The sequence below is a fragment of the Arthrobacter sp. zg-Y1171 genome (assembly GCF_025244845.1).
Lineage (GTDB): Bacteria > Actinomycetota > Actinomycetes > Actinomycetales > Micrococcaceae > Arthrobacter_B.
The window spans coordinates 2526911-2545904 of sequence record NZ_CP104264.1 but is presented as its reverse complement, the minus strand read 5'-3'; the positions used below and the strand labels follow the sequence as shown (position 1 = coordinate 2545904).

Sequence of the window (18994 nt, the reverse complement as noted above, 5' to 3'; positions counted from 1 at the left end):
TCTTGGGCTTCTTCCTTGCAAAGAAGGAGAAAGGCTGAAACGAGATCAATGTACACCACTTCGCCGGTGGACTGGTCTCGAAAATGCCTAATGGAAGGAAGAATTGCGTCATGTCTGTCGACGAAAAATCAACGATTGGTCCCGGTACGCTCGTTCGTCTTATCGCCCGTCCCGAGGTCAGTGGGGCGGTTTTAGGAACAGATCAGGTGGGTGGGGCGATTCGATACTCAGTCTTCCATGACGGAGCGACGCACCAATATTTTGCCCCTCAGATTGAAACGGTTTCTAAGAACGATTCAGTTGCATCGGTAACTGCGAGCGAGCTCCATGCGGCGCTGACTGCTTTACTGCTGCTTGATCCCAACAGCGACTACCTTCATTCCCGGAACGCAGGACGAGTCGACTTCGAGCCGTATCAGTACCGGCCGGTCCTTAAACTTGTCCAGTCAGACCGCCCTCGCATCCTGATCGCCGATGACGTGGGTGTCGGTAAGACGATCGAAGCGTGTTTGATCATTAAGGAGCTTCAAGCACGAAAGAGGGCTGAGTCCGTTCTCGTGATCTGTCCGCGTCCGCTCGTGGTCGACGATAAGTGGCGAGACGAGTTAAAGCGTTTTGACGAGGATTTTGTTCATCTGGATAGCAAGACGCTCCGCTGGTGCCTCGAGGAAACCCTCCGGGACGGGTCTTGGCCAGTTCGCTACCAAAAAGCGATTCTCCCCTTCTCCTTGCTCGATGAAACACTCCTGACTGGTACGCGGACTGGTTCTAAGACGAAGGTAGCAAGCCTCAATGACCTTGCCGGTGAGTTGGGCTTCGACCTCGTAATTGTCGATGAAGCACACCACATCCGAAACCGTGAGACGAAGGCTTATCAGTGCGTTCAACGCTTTGTCGACGCCGCCGAAGCCGTCGTGATGCTCTCCGCGACCCCTATCCAGACCCACAGCCAGGACCTCTTCACGATCGTCAATCTCCTGCGAGACGACCTCGTCCTCGACTGGAATGACTTCCGCGTCATGCTCGAGCCCAACGAGCACCTCTTCAACGCGTCCCGAGCAGCACGCACCGCAGAGAATGACTGGCAGGCTGACGTCAAAGGCCACCTGCAGAAAGCGCTGCAGACGGAATGGGGCCGAGATGTACTCGCGCTGGATCGTCGCGTGGACGAGGTGCGTGAGCTACTGAACGACGCGCCCTTCGATGATCGAGCTCGCATCAGGGTCATCCGCTCGGTTGAGGCACTTAACACCTTCTCTGAGATCGTCACCCGGACCCGGCGGCGTGACATTGGCGAATTCACAACTCGAAAGCCGTCATCCCCCACGGTCCATTTCACCGATGCTCAACAAGCTGTCTATGACGCTGTACTCGCGCTGGGTGAGAAGATCGCAACATTGCGGACACCAGGGATTTCGGTCAAGTTCTTGATGTCTACCCTTCACCGGCAGGCAGCAAGTTCCATAACGGGACTGGCGCCCCTGATCACGGACCTTTTCGAGAACCGCCTGACTGGTACGGACGTCGACGGCGAGGAGGAGGTCATTTCCTTCACTCCCGAGCAGATTGAGGGCTTTCGGGTAGAGGCGTCCTCGATACAAGAGATGGCCCAGCGGCTCGACGACGAGCTTGACCCGAAAGCCGAACTGCTCAAAGAGATCATCGACGGCAAGACGGCGGACGCCAACAACAAGGTCCTGATCTTCAGTACTTTCCGGCACACCATCAGGTACCTCGAAACCCGGTGTCGCATGTGGGGAGTGCGCGTTGCAGTCATGCACGGCGGAGTACCCGACGACGACCGCAGGGCTATTCGCCGCCGATTCAAGCTCGACCGCTCAGATCCACAGGCCATCGACGTCATGATCTGTTCCGAGGTAGGAACCGAAGGCCTCGATTACCAATTCTGCGACACCCTGGTTAATTACGACATCCCCTGGAACCCGATGCGTATCGAGCAGCGCATCGGGCGCATCGACCGCCGGGGCCAGCGAAGCGAAGCTGTGGCTATCATCAACATCCTGACGCACGGCACCATCGAAGCGGAGATCTACGATCGGTGCCTCTCCCGCATCGGCGTCTTTCACCATGCGATCGGAGGAAGCGAGCAGATCCTCGGCGACGTCACTGCCGCCATTGTCAACATCGCCACCAACCTTCAGATGGAGCCCCACGAACGACAGGCTGCGCTCCGACAACTCGCGGACAACGACATCGCACGCATTGAGGAAGAGCAACGGCTAGAAGATCAACAAGCGGACCTACTGGGATACACCGGCTCCTCATTTGAAGAGAACGTAGCGGAAGCATCCAGTGAATGGCTGAGCGCCCGCAAGATTTCCGCCGTTGTACGCAGATACTTCGAATCAGTACAGCCAGGCCGATCCATTGCACTCCGTCCAGGCCGCATCGCACGAGTACCACTCAACGCGGAGGCTGCTGCTCGAATAATCGACGAGCTCGACGCCCAGAACATCGATGCCCGTCACCTGAAGCGGCTGCTCCGCGGGGACCGGATCGTGCTGAGCATGACTACCGATCCGGAACTTACAGAAGAGGCGGGGAACGTCGAGCTCCTAAGTCCTAGCCACCCCCTTGTACTCCTGGCAGCTAGACGGTTTCACCTGTCTGATCCTGTTCATGTTTCCGCGGTCGTCACTTCGAAGGAGGTCGAACCCGGCGACTACCCTGTCGCTGTATACGCATGGACAAGGTTCGGCGTGCGAGATTCGTTGACATACCGATTCGTGGCCGAGGACGAGGCAATCGAAGAACGAGCAGCATCACTTCTCGCTGCTTGCACCGAAAGTGGAGGCAAACACATTGAAGAGGTGCAGAGCGCCCGACTAGATGAGCGACATGCAACGGTGTGGACGCAGGCGAGAGCAAAGCACCAGAGCCAACACATAGCAGCAGTCGAGCGTCGCACCGTTGCCCTTTCATCCCAGAAAGCTCGTCGGCTCAGCATTATCGAACGCCAACTCGAGTCCGCAACCCACCCCGACATAATCGTCATGAAAGCTGGCGAGCGGACAAGCGCCGAAGCATCATTCGACCGGCTCATTTCAGCTCAACGGCAAGCTGCTAGCCGAGCAGACCTCGCCTCGCGCCACGTCGCCAGCATCCTGCTGAGAGTAGTAGCCCCATGACAATGTTCGATACCCTTACCGCGAACCGCCGGGCCTACATAGACGCCGCACGAAGCAACGGGTTCGAAGAGGGTCTCCGTAAGCTCCTCGCCGATCTGTACCCAGACAACGCACATTTCATCTACGAACTCCTGCAGAACGCAGAGGATGCTCACGCCCGAGAAGTGAACTTCGAGTTGAGAAACGACGGTCTCCTCGTCGAACACGACGGCTCCCGGATCTTCAATCTGCAAGACATCGAATCAATCACCGGAATCGGTCAATCTACCAAGGCCGATGAAGCCACCAGCATTGGGAAGTTCGGGGTGGGGTTCAAAGCGGTTTTCGCTTACACGCAGACGCCCCAGGTCCAGTCCGGTGAGTACGCCTTCGCTATCCAGGACCTGTTTGTGCCCACCCGTACCGAACCGTTCGCACGCAATCCGGACCGGACGACGTTCTGGTTTCCCTTCGACCGGCCGGGAAAGAACGCAGCGCAAGCCATCGTTGAGGTAAGTAAAGCACTCACCGAAATCTCCCGGTCCACCCTGCTGTTCCTCGACAACATCCGTCTCATTGCCACCACCTTCCTCGATGGCAACGTCCGATTGCTCGAACGTCGAGATCTAGACGAACATATCATCGAGATCGACAGCCTGCATGGGGACTCAGGACCAAGCTACTGGTACCGGATTCAAGGAACTGCACCCGTCGACGGCACGACCTTTCCCATCGCGGCCGCATTCTCCTTGACCAAAGGAGACAAGATGGCCGACAAGGGCATCGGGGGGTCACGTTCGAGCACAACGCTCGATGCACGCAACTTCACCGTGGAACCCGTCGATGGACGCGTATTCATCTACTTCCCTGCAGTCAAAGAGACCTCCGGACTCAAGTTCCATATTCACGCGCCCTTCGCATCCACCGTCGCTCGAGACAGCGTCCGTGAAGGGGACGGCAACGACGAACTCCTCGAAGGGATTGCCGCTCTCGTGGCGAACGCTTTACCCCACATGCGGGACGCAGGGCTACTCGACGACGGACTGCTCAGCGCACTGCCCAACAAGAGCGATGACCTTCCGCGCCGATACGAACCCCTTCGAAAACACATCATTTGGGCCTTCGAGACAACCCCAATCACGCCAGTCCTGAGTGGCAGCAACTACGACAACTCGACCCGCCTCATCAGATCAGTAAGCCCGTTGCGTGCAGCTCTCGACTTGAAAGACGCCGACTTCCTCCGAAGCATTTCGGTCAATATAGAGGACAATCCTGCGACGGGGTGGCTTCCCGAACGGGAAGGCAGGCCTCGCGCGTTCTTCAACTCACTAAATGCGATCGATTTCGCGACGAGCGAGCTTGGCGACGCCTTCGAACGCATCAGCCAGATCAGCGAGCAAATCGAATCGTGGGGCGATGACGCCGGGGAGTATGAGGCCGAGGAATATGTCGAGGAGGAAGAGGAGGAGTATCGAGCCGAACTCCGGGCTTGGCACTCGTGGATCACCGATAAGAGTGACCCGTGGCTCAGGTCCTTCTACACGGCACTCGGACGGTTGGCTACGAGCGTTCGCAATCCCTATCGAAGCAGTGACCCGCGCTCCTATAGCTACGACGACACCTTCTCAGACAGTCTTCGCACCATACCTGTCCTTCGAGTGCAGGGTAGCGAAGGCATTGAACACGTAGCCAGCCCCAAAGCCTATCTACCGGCCGCCGCCGGTCTGCAAGCGTTTGGGCTTGTCCTGGACTCACTTGTCGCTTTTGACGAGGACGACGAGGGGGGGCAGAGACCGGAGGCCGCTGCCCTTCGCCAGTTCTACGCCTCGGCTGGAACTAAGAAATGGGATGCAGCCGCCCGGCTCAGCGCCCGCTTCCGCACCTACTCGAGTGTGCCGGCAGAGGTCACTCCTTTGCACGTGGAGGATCTCGTCAACCTCCAACAACTGATCAGCGAGCGAGCACTCGCTCCCACTTCCTACGCGAATGCGCCCATCCTTGTGGCAGAACGGGTGGATGGATCTCTTAGCTGGTCAGCGCCGTCCAACACTTTCATCGACAGCCCTTTCCGAGCATCCGGACTATCAGCGCTCTACAGATCAGACTCATTGGGCCGCACCCCCCCGCTGCAACTCGTCGCCGCCTACGATGAGCTCGAGATCGACGTTGCTGCACTGGCCGGGGAGATCGGCGCGATAACAGGAATCTCGATCAAGCGGACACCCATATGGCGTAACGCACAGTTCCAGAATTCTTGGCGCTTCCAGAACCGTGAGACCAGTAAAATTATCAATCAGGACTGGGTCATACCCGACTTCGCCGCCATCGTCGAAACCCATGATGCAAATCTTCTTCAGGGGCTCTGGGACGTCGTTGCACGCGCTGGGATGGACAAAGCAGGAGCGATCTATCGGGCCAATGCGTCCGCTGCCAGTCATCGAATTGAATCGCAGCTGATGCAGGCCCTGACTACGGTGCCTTGGATCCTGGACCGGGATGGCAACCTTCGATTACCCGCGGACACAACTGCTGAGGATCTCGCCGACGGGCTGGCCGTTCATCCTGATTCACCTCTTTTGGAAAGAGCACACTTCGGACGGCCCGCCCTCTTGCACGCGCAAAAGGAGCGAGGAGAGGAGGACGCAGCGAAGGTCCTTGGTTTCCCTTCTCCCGAGGCCGCTCTCCAGGCCAAGGAGATGCTCAAGGACTGGGACTTGTTCCAAGCATTCAAACAGCAGGAGAAGGGCCCTATTTTGCCCGAAGGACCCTCGCCAACGCCAGAGCGTCGCGCTCAGCGAGTCCGCGAGCAAGCAACCGACGCACCCTTGCGCCAGTACGCGGAGCGCATTCGACAAGTCCGCATTCAGGAGCCCGGGTTCCGGAGCACTGCAAAAAGCTATTTGACCGAGCTGTACTCGAACGAGGACGGAATCATGGTGTGCCAGGTCTGCAACACGGAAATGCCTTTTAAAGTGAGTGGACAGTACTACTTCGAGGCAGTGCAATTTGCCGGTGACGTAACACAGGACCTCACCGAGAACAGACTCGCACTCTGTCCGACCTGCGCCGCGAAGTACAGGCACGCCTGCTCAACTCCCGTTGAGGAGCTTCGGGAGGACCTGCTCACCCAGAAAGTAGGAGAGCGGGGAAGCGTGACCGTCTCCGTCACGCTTGCGGGAAAGGAACAGCAGCTGCGGTTCGTGGGAAAGCACGCAATAGACCTGCAAGCGGCGCTTGAAGCTCGGGAGATGTCAGGGGGCGCCGACCAGGACTGGGTTCTGCAAACCCATGAGGAGGAGTTTTTTCACTAGACCCTTCCCGTTTCGAAACGCGGCACTCGAGCACCGCCGCGGTTGATGCTGATAGAGACACCGGCCCCGACCAGCAGGGGCTGACCGAAGAGGGCCTTGACCCCGAAGCCGACAAACCCCGGTTAGCTCAGACGTTGCTTTGTTACGGAACGTGGTGGAGTTCCGCTTCAACGTCTAGTCGTGCTCCGAAAAAGCGCTTCCCGGATTTCGACCCGGGAAGCGCTTTTCGTTTATAGGCAGCCCTACGAAACGCGGGTCCACAGCAGGTACGCCTGCGCCAGCTGGGCCTGCACCTCCGGCGCCGCATCACGAATGGGAGAGATCTGCGGCCGCGTAATCGTCGCCACCGCAACGATCACCTCCAGCGCGGTGAGCTGTTGCCGTACCACCCCCTGGGTTTTCAGCGCAGACAGCACCTCGTCAAGGGCGTGAAGAGCAGGCTGTTGCACCTGCGCCAGGGGAGTGGCGTTCAAATCGCGGGCGGCACCTGCCTGCAGCGCGAGGCCATCGGTCAGCGCACCCAGCTCCATGGACATCAGCTGCGATAAGAGCCGTTCCCAGGATGCCGCAGCGTCCGTTTCCAGCCCGGCGCGGGCCTCATTTGCCGCTTCCAAGATGCCCTCGACAGTGTCCTGAACCACGGCTCGGATGAGGTCGTCGCGGGAGGGGAAATTGCGGTACAGGGTTGCGATGCCCACTCCGCTCGCCGCGGCTACCGTCTCCAGCGCAACATCGCCGCCCCGCTCGGCAAAAAGGTGCCTCGCATGGGCGACGATCGCTTCTCTTCGCCGCGCAGCGTCAGCTCTCATCCGGCCCCCTTCAAGTTGACCTTCAGTCTAAACCGGAGGAACATCATCCGTAGAAGTGGAGGAAGTTCCTCCACAAACGAAGGATCCATGACAGCTCAAACGCCGGCAACCGGCTCCCATCGAAAGCATGCAGCCATTTGGGCGGGCCTGACCGTCGGACTCTCGGTCATTCTGCTTGCCCTCCTGATGCTCTTCATCTCACCCTCACTCCTTTCCGGACCGCGGAACCTGGGTCTGGGTGTAGTTGGAGCGCAGGAGAAGGCCGAGACGGTCTCGGAAACCCTGGAGTCCCAGTCGCCGGGCGCCTTCGTGGTCCAGGCCTATGAAAGTGCCGACGACCTGGAGCAGGGAATCCGGGACCGGGACATCGTCGGCGGCTTCGACTTCTCAGATCCGGAAGACATGCAGGTCTACGTGGCGAGCGCCGGTTCAACAGCCGTATCCGGGACCGTCAGCAACGTCGGCGCCACGATGGCGGGCAGCACGGGGCAGACGGCCGAGATTGTGGACGTGGTTCCGCTTCCCGCCGGCGACCCGACGGGCGTGGGCATCGGTGGCCTGGCCTTCCCCCTGGTCTTCGGCGGTATCGTGCCCGCCGTGGCGTTCCGCTCCATGCTGTCCGGGAAACGCTGGTGGATCTTGGCCGGCCTTACCGGCTTTTCAATCGCCGGCGGGTTCGTGGTCGCTGCAGTTTTGAAGCACGTCTTCGGCAGCATTGAGGGTCCGCTGGTCCCGGTCGCGGCAAGCGTCGCCCTTGGCATCGCAGCGCTGGCACTGCCGCTCGCCGGCCTCTATGAGTGCTTTGGCACCAAAGGCTTCACCATTGCCGCCATGTCCATGATGTTTGTCGGCAACCCCTTCGCCGGCATCTCGACCAGTGCACAGTGGCTTCCCGCCGGAGTGGCTACGATCGGCCAGCTTCTGCCACCCGGCGCTGCCGGCACCTTGGTCCGCGCCGTGGCCTATTTCGACGGCGCCGGCGGAGGCGCTGCGGCCCTGACCCTGGGCGCGTGGGTCTTGGCGGGGATCGTGCTGTGGTTCAGCGGGCCGCGCATCGCGGCCGCCAAGGCTCAGAAAGCGGCAGCACTGGCGGCGGCCTGAGTCAGCTCAGGAACGCATGAGGACGGCAGCTTTGTAGAGCACGACGGCGACAGGTCGGTGCGTTCCTGCTCAGCATCCCGTGGTGTCGTCAACCAGCATCAGGCCGGGCCCGCAAGCCGGTGTGGCATCATCTGGGGATGGCCTCACCCCAGACCCTCAGCGATCCGAACCGGCGCACCATCGCGCGCTGGGCCGCAGCATGCGCTGAACGTGTCCTGCCGCTCTACAAAGCAGATGAAACGGCGGAAGAAACAGCCCGGGACGCACTCGCCCGCACCCGTGCATACAGCGCAGGATCAAGTACCGCCGCCGAAGAAATCAGCAAGCGGCTCATCGTCGTGAAGATCGCGAATGCCGCGACGACGCCGGCCGGCGCTGCGGCAGCCCGCGCCGTCGCCCAGGCAGCCGCGGTCGCCCACATGGGCGCTCACGCGTTGGGTGCGGCCGCCTACGCGGCAAAGGCAGTCTCGCTCTCAAGCGCGGATCATCCGGAAGCAGTCCATCAGGAGATTCGGTGGCAGCTGGCGAACCTGAGCGACGGCGAACGGGCCGTGCTGCGGCTGCTGCCACCCGTAGGTACGGACTCCGCCGGCCCACTGGGAGAAGGACTGCTGTTCCGCGGCATCCTGGGGGCAGTAATCCGTGAGATCCAGGCCGAAATTGCCTAGGCATGATCGGCAGGGTGGCGGTGTCGACTCCACGGCACAGGGAGAACACAGAGACACGTCCTGGACTGCGGCCCAGGACCACCCCGTGCCCGACGACGTCGCCCGCCTGCTCGCCACCGTGCCCGAATGGTTCGGGCAGCCGGACTCGAATGCCGAGTACATCGACGCTGCCCGAACCAAGGAAACCTGGACCGTGCGCGACGTCGGCGGTTCCGTCATCGGAGTGACCCTGGTCGATCGGCACTTTCCGCATGTGGCCGAGATCCACCTCACCGTGGTGGACCGCGCAGCTCACGGCTCCGGCGTCGGAACCACGATGCTGGCGGCCATCGAGGCCGACGCGATCAGCCGCGGCGTACACCTCCTTGAGGTGAAGACGCTGGGTCCGTCCCATCCGGACTCCGGCTACGCGCGAACCCGGCACTTCTATGAGAAGCGGGGATTCCTGCCCTTGGAGGAGACGGATCTCTGGGGAGAAGCCACGCCGTGCCTGATCATGGTGAAGCCGCTGGCTCCGGTGACCTAGCTGCTGACGCCAAGGGCCCTGCCGACGGCGGACTCGTCCGTCAGGAGGCTGAGCATGCAGGCGGCAAGGTCGGCCCGCGGAATGGAGCCCTTGAGTTTTCCGTTGTCCGTCGTCTCGAGCATCCGCCAGGTGCCGGACGGTTCCTTGTCCGTCAGGCCGGTGGGTCGGAGGATGGTCCAGTCCAGGCCGGAGCTTTGGACGGCGGACTCCTGGGCGTTGTGATCGGCCAAGGCTTTCGCAAGCACGATCCGGGTAATCAGTCCCAGCGGTCCGGGAAGCTGGGACGCCGAGTCCCCTGCGCCCAGCGAAGACTGCACCACAAGTCGTCGTACGCCTTCTGCCCGCATCGCGTCGATAACGGTCCGGGTAACGGCGCCGCGCTGATGATGGACGCCCTTTGCCCCTCCCACGGTGACGACGACGGCGTCGGCCCCGGACACCGCAGCGGAAACCGCTTCAGGATCCGTTGCGTCGCCGGTGAGGGCCAGGACGCCGGCCGGTGCACGACCGGACCGGGAGAGGACCGTGACCTCATGCCCTGCAGCCTGCGCGAGGGAAGCCAGCTGTGCGCCGGTGCCTTGGGACCCGCCGATAACCGTAATTTTCATGGAACCCTCTACTTCGCGTCGACATACGTTTGGTACCTCACGAGCATCCCACCAATATCTGCACCCGGACCCTACCCCTGCCCGGACGAGTGCCCGGACAAGTCACAAAAGCACCCAATATGACATGTCATTGCATGTAATACATCCCACGTATGCCAAATCGTTACCAGGCGGTATGGGCCGGTCTTTCCCCACGTCATCAGCGTCTTTGACGCAATGTGATCCACCACACGGTGTCCATACCGGCGCCACATGCCGGACTTGGTTACCTGACGGCAACAAAGTGGGCTTATGCTTTTGGCCTTGTGAGTCGGTTCACCATTTGGCAGAGCCGCAACGCCGGCGTCATCATCGCCGGCACCGAATAGAACTAGGAGGCGGAATGCGCGTCACACGCACTTCCAAAATGCTGAGCGTAGCGGCACTTGCCGCACTTACGCTGAGCGCCTGCGGTGGGGGATCCGACGAATCGGCCGAAGGCTCGGGTGATTCCGAAGGCAGCAACAACGCCGTGATCATCACCGCCAACGGCACCGAACCGCAGAACCCGCTGATGCCGGTCAACACCAACGAAGTTGGCGGCGGACGCATCATGGACCTGCTCTTCGAAGGCCTGGTCAGCTACGACGCTGACGGCAATACGGTCAACGAACTCGCCGAGTCCATCGAGACCGAAGATTCCCAGACCTACACCATCAAGGTGAAGGCGGACCAGAAGTTCACCAACGGCGAGGCCATCACGGCCAAGTCCTTCGTTGACGCCTGGAACTTTGGTGCAGCCGCCAAGAATGCCCAGCTGAACTCGTACTTCTTCGAGAGCATCGAAGGCTACGACGAAGTCAGTGCAGAAGGTGCCACAGCCGACACCATGAGCGGACTGGCCGTGGTGGATGACAGCACGTTCACCGTTAAGCTCAGCCAGCCGGAATCCGACTTCCCGCAGCGACTTGGCTACACCGCCTTCTTCCCGCTGCCCGCCGGTGCACTGGAAGATCCCGCCGCGTTCGGCGAGAATCCGGTCGGCAACGGACCGTACAAGCTGGCCGGCGACGACGCCTGGCAGCACGAAATCCAGATCGACCTGGTCGCCAACCCGGATTACACCGGAACCCGCGTACCGCAGAACGGCGGAGTAACCTTCAAGTTCTACTCCTCCTTCGACGCAGCCTACGCAGACCTGCAGTCGAACGAGCTGGACATCCTCGACACCATTCCCAACATGGCGTTGAAGACGTTCAAGACCGATCTGGGCGAGGGCCGCTTCTCCGAAAAGGCGTATGCAGGCAACCAGACCATCACGATCCCCGGCTACCTGCCGGAGTTCTCGGGTGAAGCCGGAGAACTGCGCCGCCAGGCCATCTCCATGGCCATCGACCGGGACGAAATCACCGACGTTGTCTTCTCGGGATCCCGTGAACCGGCCACCGAATTCACCGCTCCGGTCATCGAGGGCTACAGCGACAGCGTCCCCGGCAACGAGGTGCTCGAGTTCAACCCCGAGAAGGCCAAGGAACTCTGGGAAGAAGCCGAGAAGGTTTCACCCTGGCCCGCCGACCAGGCCTTCACCATCGGCTACAACGCCGACGCCAACCACAAGGAATGGGTTGACGCCGTAGCCAACGGCCTGAAGAACAACCTTGGTATCAAGGCCGAAGGCAAGCCCTACGCAACGTTCAAGGAACTGCGCGCAGACGCTACCGCCAAGACCTTGTCCGGTGCTATCCGCACCGGCTGGCAGGCTGACTACCCGTCCCTGAACAACTTCCTCGGCCCGCTGTACGGCACCGGGGCAGGTTCCAACGACGGCGAATACTCGAGTGAAGAGTTCGACAAGCTCCTGGGCGAAGGCCTTGCCGCTTCCACCCCGGAAGACGGAGCCGAAATCTTCAACCAGGCCCAGGAAGTCCTGCTGAAGGACCTCCCCGTCATCCCGCTGTGGTACCAGGTTGCACAGTCCGGCTGGAGTGAAAACGTGGACAACGTTGAAACCGGCTGGAACGGCGTCCCTGTGTACTACAACGTCACGGCCAAGTAGCAGTATCTAGACCGACCGATCCGGGGCCCGGCCAGAAGGCCGGGCCCCGGCTTGTATTTCGGGTTCTATCAAGAACAGGCATAGAAAAAAGATGCGAGACTCCAATCCCCCACAGCTGGCAGGAGGCCACCCCTAATGGCCGGCTACGTCATTCGACGCTTCCTCCAAATGATCCCCGTTTTCTTCGGGGCAACATTCCTCGTTTATTTCCTCGTGTTCTCCCTCCCGGGAGACCCCATTGCCGCACTCTTCGGCGATAAGCCGGTTAACGAGGCCGTCGCCGCGCAGCTGCGCAGCCAGTACAACCTGGACCAGCCCTTCATCGTCCAGTACCTGCTGTACCTGAAGAACCTGGTCACCTTTAACCTGGGGGTCGACTTCTCCGGCCGCGAGGTTTCGGCCGTCCTGGCCCAGGCCTTCCCGGTGACCATGCGCCTTGCCGTGCTGGCCCTGCTTTTCGAAGCGGTCTTCGGTATTGCGTTCGGCCTCATGGCCGGCCTGAAGAAGGGCAAGATCTTCGACAGCACCGTCCTGGTTGTCTCCCTGATCGTGATCGCGATTCCGGTGTTCGTACTCGGCTTCCTGCTGCAGTTCCTGGTGGGCGTCAAGCTCCAATGGACCAGCCCAACAGTCGGCGGCGACGCCAGCTGGGCGGACCTGATACTGCCGGCAGTGGTCCTGGGCCTGGCGTCCTTCGCCTACGTCCTGCGCCTGACGCGCACCTCGGTCATCGAGAACATGAACGCCGACTACGTCCGCACCGCCACCGCGAAGGGGCTTTCCCGGCCGCGCGTGGTCACCGTGCACATCCTGCGCAACTCCCTGATCCCCGTGGTGACCTTCCTCGGGGCGGACCTGGGGGCGCTGATGGGCGGCGCCATCGTCACCGAAGGCATCTTTAACGTCCCCGGAGTGGGACAGCGACTTTACCAGTCAGTCATCAGGGGAGAGGGGCCGACGATCGTGTCGATCGTGAGTGTCCTCGTCTTCGTCTACGTCATCGCCAACCTCCTGGTAGACCTCCTGTACGCCTGGCTTGATCCGAGGATCCGTTATGCATAAAGACACCACAAACATCGAGCACTACGTCGCTCCGCTGGAGGAAACCCCTCTGGCGGCGACCGACAGCGTCAAGGACGACGTCCAGCCGCTGAGCCTCTGGGGGGAGGCCTGGCGCAACCTGCGCACCCAGCCGCTGTTCGTCATTTCCGCACTGCTTATCCTGCTGATCCTCACGGTCGCGGCTTTCCCGGGCCTGTTCACGAATGCTTCACCGGATGAAAACTGCCTGCTGGCCAACTCCAACGGCGCACCCTCGGCGGGGCACCCGCTGGGATTCACCTTCCAGGGCTGCGACGTTTACGCCCGCGTCATCTACGGCACGCGCGCATCCCTGATGGTGGGAGTGCTGACCACACTGGCAGTCGTGATCATCGGCGGCATCGCGGGAGCACTGGCCGGCTACTACGGCGGATGGCTCGACGCCATCCTCGCCCGGGTCGGCGATATCTTCTTCGCCCTGCCGCTGATCCTCGGCGCCATCATCATCATGCAGCTGCCGACCTTCCGCGAGAACCGCACCGTCATGACGGTGGTCTTCACGCTGCTGATCTTCGGGTGGCCCCAGGTGGCCCGCATCACCCGCAGTGCCGTCATCTCGGTCCGCAACGCGGACTTCGTGGTGGCATCCCGCTCCCTCGGCGTTTCGCGGTTCTCGGCACTGGTGAAGCACGTTATTCCCAACTCCACCGCCCCCGTGATCGTGATCGCCACCATCTCGCTGGGCACGTTCATCGTTGCGGAAGCCACGCTGTCCTTCCTGGGCATCGGGCTCCCGCCGGGCATCATGTCCTGGGGCAATGACATCTCGGCCGCCCAGTCTTCGTTGCGGTCCAATCCCTCAACGCTGCTCTGGCCTGCGGCCGCCCTCTCCATCACCGTGCTGAGCTTCATCATGCTCGGCGACGCGGTCCGTGATGCTCTTGATCCGAAGGCGCGCAAACGATGACCATCAATACACAAAATGCGGCTGTGAAGCCCCTGCTGGAAGTCCGCGACCTGGCAATCACCTTTGCCACCGCAAACGGCGACGTGGAAGCAGTCCGTGACGCACACCTGACGATCATGCCCGGCGAAACCGTGGCCATCGTGGGCGAGTCCGGCTCGGGCAAGTCGACGACGGCGCTGGCGGCCATCGGCCTGCTGCCCGGCAACGGCAGGGTCAGCGCAGGCCAGATCCTCTTTGACGGCGAGGACATTTCCAATGCCAGCGCCAAGCGGATCCAGGAGCTGCGCGGCAACTCGATCGGCATGGTTCCGCAGGATCCGATGTCCAACCTGAACCCGGTGTGGAAGATCGGTTTCCAGGTCAAGGAAACCCTGCGCGCCAACGGGCTGCCCCACTCCTCGGCGGACATCGCCAAGGTCCTGGAGCAGGCCGGCCTGCCGGATGCGGCAAGCCGCGCCAAGCAGTACCCGCACGAGTTCTCCGGCGGCATGCGCCAGCGTGCACTGATTGCCATTGGCCTGTCCTGCCGGCCCCGACTGCTCATCGCCGATGAGCCGACGTCGGCGCTGGACGTCACCGTCCAGCGTCAGATCCTGGACCACCTGGGCACCCTCACGGAGGAACTGGGCACCGCGGTACTGCTGATCACGCACGACCTCGGCCTGGCCGCGGAACGTGCCCAGAAGGTCGTTGTGATGTACAAGGGACGCGTGGTGGAATCCGGGCCGGCCCTGGAAATCCTTACCAACCCCCGCCACCCCTACACGCGCAAGCTCGTCGAATCTGCGCCCTCGCTGGCCTCCAAGCGCATCGACTCTGCGAAGAGCCGCGGCCTGGAGAGCGCAGACCTGCTCACCTCCGAAGACGATGCCAAGCTGAAGGCTGCGGATAACGTCATTGAGGTGAAGGACCTGACGAAGGTCTTCAAGCTCCGCAGCGGGCTCGGCAAGTCGACGGATTTCACCGCCGTGGACAACGTCTCCTTCGACATCAAGCGCGGCACCACCACCGCCGTCGTGGGGGAGTCCGGCTCGGGCAAATCCACAGTCGCCCGCATGGTGCTGAACCTGGAGACGCCCACCAGCGGCTCCATCCTGTTCAACGGGGTGGATATGACCACGCTGAACAGCAAGCGGATGTTCGAGTTCCGCCGCCGGGTACAGCCGATCTTCCAGGATCCGTACGGTTCCCTGGACCCGATGTACAACATCTTCCGCACCATCGAAGAGCCGCTTCGGGTGCACAAGATCGGCACGTCCAAGAGCCGCGAGGCCAAGGTGCGCGAGCTCCTTGACCAGGTGGCCCTGCCGTCGTCGGTGATGCGCCGCTTCCCGAACGAGCTCTCCGGCGGCCAGCGCCAGCGCGTGGCCATTGCGCGGGCCCTGGCGCTGGATCCCGAGGTGGTCATCTGCGACGAAGCGGTTTCGGCGCTGGACGTCCTGGTGCAGGCCCAGATCCTGAACCTGCTGGCGGACCTGCAGTCGGAGCTGGGACTGAGCTACCTGTTCATTACCCATGACCTGGCGGTGGTCCGGCAGATCGCGGACTTCGTCTGCGTGATGGAAAAGGGCAAGCTCGTGGAGACCGGCACCACGGACGAGGTGTTCGACGCCCCTCAGCAGGCCTACACGCAGGCACTGCTGGCGGCCATCCCGGGCTCACGCCTGGAATTGCCGCCCGAAGTCGCCTAGCGGCCTCGCAGCGCCTGCGCTGAAGGCGGGGAACCGGACAGGTTCCCCGCCTTCAGTGTGTCCGGCACGGCCCCGGGTTTGCGCCTGTCCCGGGCCCTGTCCGCGCCCCGAAGCCACGCAGTCCGGTCCGCCCCTCAAAGGCACGCATTAGGGATCGTATGGTATTGCGACTAGAATGTTAGCGTGCCCGCTGACGGCGGGGCCTTCGGTGGATTCTGACTGGTGATTGAGCAAGCGATTGAATCAGCATTCGTACAGAACAGCCGGAAACGCCGGTACCAATCCGGCCGAAAAAGATACACCCCGAACTGATCTCCTATGAATTGAGTCCTCACGCATGTCAGAAACCAACACGGCTGTAAATACCGCAGTACGAAGCGATCTCCGCAACGTTGCGATTGTGGCCCACGTTGACCACGGTAAGACGACTCTCGTCGACGCCATGCTGAAGCAGACGAACTCGTTTGCCGCCCACGGAGACGTGGAAGACCGCGTGATGGACTCCGGTGACCTGGAGCGCGAAAAGGGCATCACCATCCTGGCCAAGAACACCACCGTGTTCTACAACGGTCCGGCCGCCAAGGGCGAAACCATCACCATCAACGTCATCGACACCCCCGGCCACGCCGACTTCGGCGGCGAGGTCGAGCGCGGCCTGTCCATGGTCGACGGCGTTGTGCTGCTTGTTGACGCTTCTGAAGGCCCGCTGCCCCAGACCCGCTTCGTGCTGCGCAAGGCGCTGGCCGCGAAGCTGCCGGTAGTCCTCCTGGTCAACAAGACCGACCGTCCCGATGCCCGGATCGACGAGGTTGTCAGCGAGTCCATGGACCTGCTGCTCGGCCTGGCCTCCGACCTTGCGGACGAAGTCCCGGACCTTGACCTTGACCTGGTCCTGAACGTCCCCGTTGTCTACGCCGCCGCCCGCGTCGGTGCAGCCTCCCTGGAGCAGCCGGCCGACGGCTCAGCCCCCGCGAATGACAACCTGGAACCGCTGTTCCAGACGATCATCGACCACATCCCGGCTCCCACGTACGACCCCGAGGGTGTCCTCCAGGCGCACGTCACCAACCTGGATGCCTCCCCGTTCCTGGGCCGCCTGGCCCTGCTGCGTATCTTCAACGGCACCCTGCGCAAGGGCCAGACCGTTGCCTGGGCCCGCCACGACGGCACCATGAAGACCGTCAAGATCACCGAACTGCTGGCGACCAAGGCACTGGACCGGGTTCCGACCGAATCCGCCGGACCGGGCGAGATCGTTGCTGTCGCCGGTATCGAGGACATCACCATTGGTGAGACCCTGACCGACGTCGACAACCCCAAGCCGCTGCCGCTGATCACCGTGGATGATCCCGCGATCTCCATGACCATCGGTATCAACACCTCGCCGCTGGCCGGCCGGGTCAAGGGCGCCAAGGTTACGGCCCGCCAGGTCAAGGACCGCCTCGACAAGGAACTGATCGGCAACGTGTCGCTGAAGGTCCTTCCGACCGAGCGTCCGGACGCCTGGGAAGTCCAGGGCCGCGGCGAGCTCGCGCTGGCCATCCTGGTGGAGCAGATGCGCCGCGAAGGCTTCGAGCTGACCGTCGGCAAGCCGCAGGTTGTCACCAAGATCGTTGACGGCAAGGTCAACGAGCCGATGGAGCACATGACCATCGACGTACCCGAGGAATACCTGGGCGCCGTCACGCAGCTGATGGCCGTCCGCAAGGGCCGGATGGTCAACATGGCCAACCACGGCACCGGCTGGGTCCGCATGGAATTCATCGTTCCCGCCCGTGGCCTGATCGGCTTCCGCACCAAGTTCCTCACGGAAACCCACGGTGCAGGCATCTCCTCGTCCATCGCCGAGGGCTACGAGCCCTGGGCCGGTCCGATCGAGTACCGTACCAACGGTTCGCTGATCTCCGACCGCTCCGGCGTCGTTACCCCGTTCGCAATGATCAAGCTGCAGGAACGCGGCTCCTTCTTCGTGGAGCCCACCTCCGAGGTTTACGAGGGCATGATCGTCGGCGAGAACTCCCGCGCCGATGACATGGATGTGAACATCACCAAGGAAAAGCAGCTCACCAACATGCGTGCCGCTTCCTCGGATACCTTCGAGAACCTGACCCCGCCGCGGAAGCTCACCCTGGAAGAGTCGCTCGAATTCGCCCGTGAGGACGAATGCGTAGAGGTCACTCCGGAGTCCATCCGCATCCGCAAGCTGGTCCTGAACGCGAACGACCGTGCCAAGGCCAACCGCGCCCGCGCCAAGGCCTAGTCATTTCCACCACGGCTGAAACCGGCAAGAGGTCCCCGCGCTGGCGGGGGCCTCTTGCGGCCGTTGCCGGCGGGATCCTGGCCGCCCTGCTGGGCACGTCCCTGCACGGCCACGTGGTGTATGCGGGCGACGACGGACTGCCCGTCGGTGCGTTGCTGGCCGTAGTGTTCAGCGGTGCCGTCGCCTTGCTGGTCGGCCTCTGGCAGCGCAGTGCACTGCTGAGTGCCGTCACCGGCGTGATCACCTACCTGGTGCTGGGGCTCTTTTCCCTGGACCTCGTCAGTGAGGTACCGCTGATCGTGACCGGTTCCTCCGCTCCGGAGCAGCCGCCGGTAGTGACCGCCGGACTGGTGTGGCTCTTCGGGCAGGCTTTGGCCACCGTCGCAGCTGTGCTGGTCTGCGCACGCGTGCTCGGCCGGGACCGGGCAGCCGGGACCGCCGCCTAAGGCATCCGCAGAACTTCAAGAGTGTGTAAAAAGGCCGCTGGAACATTGTGTTCCGGCGGCCTTTTTGCATGGGATTTTCATGGGGTTACAGCGGACGTGTACGCGCAGCTCGGCGCGGGGGAGCGGGCGGGACGGTTTTGGCCGCCGTAACCAGCGGATACGCGATGGGGACCTCGCCGCGCCGGGTGGAGACCGTACAGCCGTCTGCTCCGACGTCGCTGAGGGTGCCCAGCGCGTCCGTGAAGCCGCCGTCGATCCGGTAGCGGACCACCACACGGACGCCGGGCTGCAGGCCGCGCAGCAGCGCGGCAGGGTCTTCGGGCGTCATCCCTCCATCCTACGGCGGCACCGGCGTCACCGGGACGCTCCGGCTGGGAGATAATGGACAAGGCTACTAACGTGG

General features: G+C 62.2%; 14 protein-coding genes. 11 read left to right on the top strand and 3 right to left on the bottom strand.

The features are described from left to right. The first annotated feature begins 110 nt into the window (after nt 1-110). Nucleotides 111-3149, top strand: a complete 3039-nt coding sequence (locus N2L00_RS11905) for a DEAD/DEAH box helicase (RefSeq protein WP_255862671.1) — start codon at nt 111-113, stop codon at nt 3147-3149. Continuing rightward, nucleotides 3146-6439 carry a sacsin N-terminal ATP-binding-like domain-containing protein gene (locus N2L00_RS11900; protein ID WP_255862673.1) on the top strand — a complete coding sequence of 1098 codons (3294 nt, stop codon included), beginning with the start codon at nt 3146-3148 and terminating at the stop codon, nt 6437-6439. Before N2L00_RS11905 ends, N2L00_RS11900 begins: the two co-directional genes overlap by 4 nt. Before the next feature lie 242 nt (nt 6440-6681). Here the strand turns inward: N2L00_RS11900 and N2L00_RS11895 are convergent, their stop codons facing one another. Further along, nucleotides 6682-7248, bottom strand: coding sequence for a TetR/AcrR family transcriptional regulator (locus tag N2L00_RS11895; protein ID WP_255862674.1), 567 nt, complete (start codon nt 7246-7248; stop codon nt 6682-6684). A gap of 87 nt (nt 7249-7335) precedes the next feature. Here N2L00_RS11895 and N2L00_RS11890 point away from each other — a divergent pair, with 87 nt between their 5' ends. The 3 genes from N2L00_RS11890 (at nt 7336) to N2L00_RS11880 (ending at nt 9543) form a co-directional block, all read left to right on the top strand. Then, on the top strand, nt 7336-8349 hold the full coding sequence (locus N2L00_RS11890) for a hypothetical protein (protein WP_255862675.1): 1014 nt from the start codon (nt 7336-7338) through the stop codon (nt 8347-8349). Nucleotides 8350-8486: 137 nt separating this feature from the next. Beyond that, entirely contained in the window at nt 8487-9017 is a 531-nt protein-coding gene (locus N2L00_RS11885; RefSeq protein WP_255764811.1) for a putative immunity protein, read from the top strand. Nucleotides 9018-9102: 85 nt separating this feature from the next. Continuing rightward, on the top strand, nt 9103-9543 hold the full coding sequence (locus tag N2L00_RS11880) for a GNAT family N-acetyltransferase (protein ID WP_255764810.1): 441 nt from the start codon (nt 9103-9105) through the stop codon (nt 9541-9543). Here the strand turns inward: N2L00_RS11880 and N2L00_RS11875 are convergent. Then, the gene (locus N2L00_RS11875) at nt 9540-10151 is read right to left on the bottom strand and encodes an NAD(P)-dependent oxidoreductase (RefSeq protein WP_255764809.1); all 612 of its coding nucleotides are present in this window, start codon (nt 10149-10151) and stop codon (nt 9540-9542) included. The two genes, N2L00_RS11880 and N2L00_RS11875, sit on opposite strands and share 4 nt — an antisense overlap. 382 nt (nt 10152-10533) lie before the next feature. Here N2L00_RS11875 and N2L00_RS11870 point away from each other — a divergent pair, with 382 nt between their 5' ends. From N2L00_RS11870 to N2L00_RS11845, 6 genes are all read left to right on the top strand, one after another. Beyond that, the gene (locus N2L00_RS11870) at nt 10534-12186 is read left to right on the top strand and encodes an ABC transporter substrate-binding protein (RefSeq protein WP_255862676.1); all 1653 of its coding nucleotides are present in this window, start codon (nt 10534-10536) and stop codon (nt 12184-12186) included. 135 nt (nt 12187-12321) lie between these two features. Continuing rightward, nucleotides 12322-13248 (top strand): ABC transporter permease, encoded by a 927-nt coding sequence (locus N2L00_RS11865; protein ID WP_227918490.1) that lies wholly within the window; start codon nt 12322-12324, stop codon nt 13246-13248. Continuing rightward, the gene (locus N2L00_RS11860) at nt 13241-14194 is read left to right on the top strand and encodes an ABC transporter permease (RefSeq protein ID WP_255764807.1); all 954 of its coding nucleotides are present in this window, start codon (nt 13241-13243) and stop codon (nt 14192-14194) included. The genes N2L00_RS11865 and N2L00_RS11860 overlap by 8 nt, the downstream gene beginning before the upstream one ends. Next, nucleotides 14191-15885 (top strand): ABC transporter ATP-binding protein, encoded by a 1695-nt coding sequence (locus N2L00_RS11855; protein WP_255764806.1) that lies wholly within the window; start codon nt 14191-14193, stop codon nt 15883-15885. Before N2L00_RS11860 ends, N2L00_RS11855 begins: the two co-directional genes overlap by 4 nt. 337 nt (nt 15886-16222) lie before the next feature. Beyond that, on the top strand, nt 16223-18145 hold the full coding sequence (typA, locus tag N2L00_RS11850; RefSeq protein ID WP_230020977.1) for a translational GTPase TypA: 1923 nt from the start codon (nt 16223-16225) through the stop codon (nt 18143-18145). A 113-nt stretch (nt 18146-18258) separates the two neighbouring features. Continuing rightward, complete coding sequence (locus N2L00_RS11845; RefSeq protein ID WP_255764804.1) at nt 18259-18591, top strand: hypothetical protein; 333 nt, start codon at nt 18259-18261, stop codon at nt 18589-18591. 85 nt (nt 18592-18676) lie between these two features. Here N2L00_RS11845 and N2L00_RS11840 read toward each other — a convergent pair whose 3' ends face one another. Beyond that, the gene (locus N2L00_RS11840) at nt 18677-18919 is read right to left on the bottom strand and encodes a hypothetical protein (RefSeq protein WP_255862677.1); all 243 of its coding nucleotides are present in this window, start codon (nt 18917-18919) and stop codon (nt 18677-18679) included. Nucleotides 18920-18994: the final 75 nt, after the last annotated feature.

Coding starts and splice junctions, on each gene's coding strand:
- N2L00_RS11890 (WP_255862675.1), top strand. CDS start 7,336: ATGACAGCTCAAACGCCGGCAACCGGCTCCCATCGAAAGCATGCAGCC.
- N2L00_RS11840 (WP_255862677.1), bottom strand. CDS start 18,919: ATGACGCCCGAAGACCCTGCCGCGCTGCTGCGCGGCCTGCAGCCCGGC.
- N2L00_RS11885 (WP_255764811.1), top strand. CDS start 8,487: ATGGCCTCACCCCAGACCCTCAGCGATCCGAACCGGCGCACCATCGCG.
- N2L00_RS11855 (WP_255764806.1), top strand. CDS start 14,191: ATGACCATCAATACACAAAATGCGGCTGTGAAGCCCCTGCTGGAAGTC.
- N2L00_RS11870 (WP_255862676.1), top strand. CDS start 10,534: ATGCGCGTCACACGCACTTCCAAAATGCTGAGCGTAGCGGCACTTGCC.
- N2L00_RS11865 (WP_227918490.1), top strand. CDS start 12,322: ATGGCCGGCTACGTCATTCGACGCTTCCTCCAAATGATCCCCGTTTTC.
- N2L00_RS11875 (WP_255764809.1), bottom strand. CDS start 10,151: ATGAAAATTACGGTTATCGGCGGGTCCCAAGGCACCGGCGCACAGCTG.
- typA (WP_230020977.1), top strand. CDS start 16,223: ATGTCAGAAACCAACACGGCTGTAAATACCGCAGTACGAAGCGATCTC.
- N2L00_RS11860 (WP_255764807.1), top strand. CDS start 13,241: ATGCATAAAGACACCACAAACATCGAGCACTACGTCGCTCCGCTGGAG.
- N2L00_RS11895 (WP_255862674.1), bottom strand. CDS start 7,248: ATGAGAGCTGACGCTGCGCGGCGAAGAGAAGCGATCGTCGCCCATGCG.
- N2L00_RS11900 (WP_255862673.1), top strand. CDS start 3,146: ATGACAATGTTCGATACCCTTACCGCGAACCGCCGGGCCTACATAGAC.
- N2L00_RS11905 (WP_255862671.1), top strand. CDS start 111: ATGTCTGTCGACGAAAAATCAACGATTGGTCCCGGTACGCTCGTTCGT.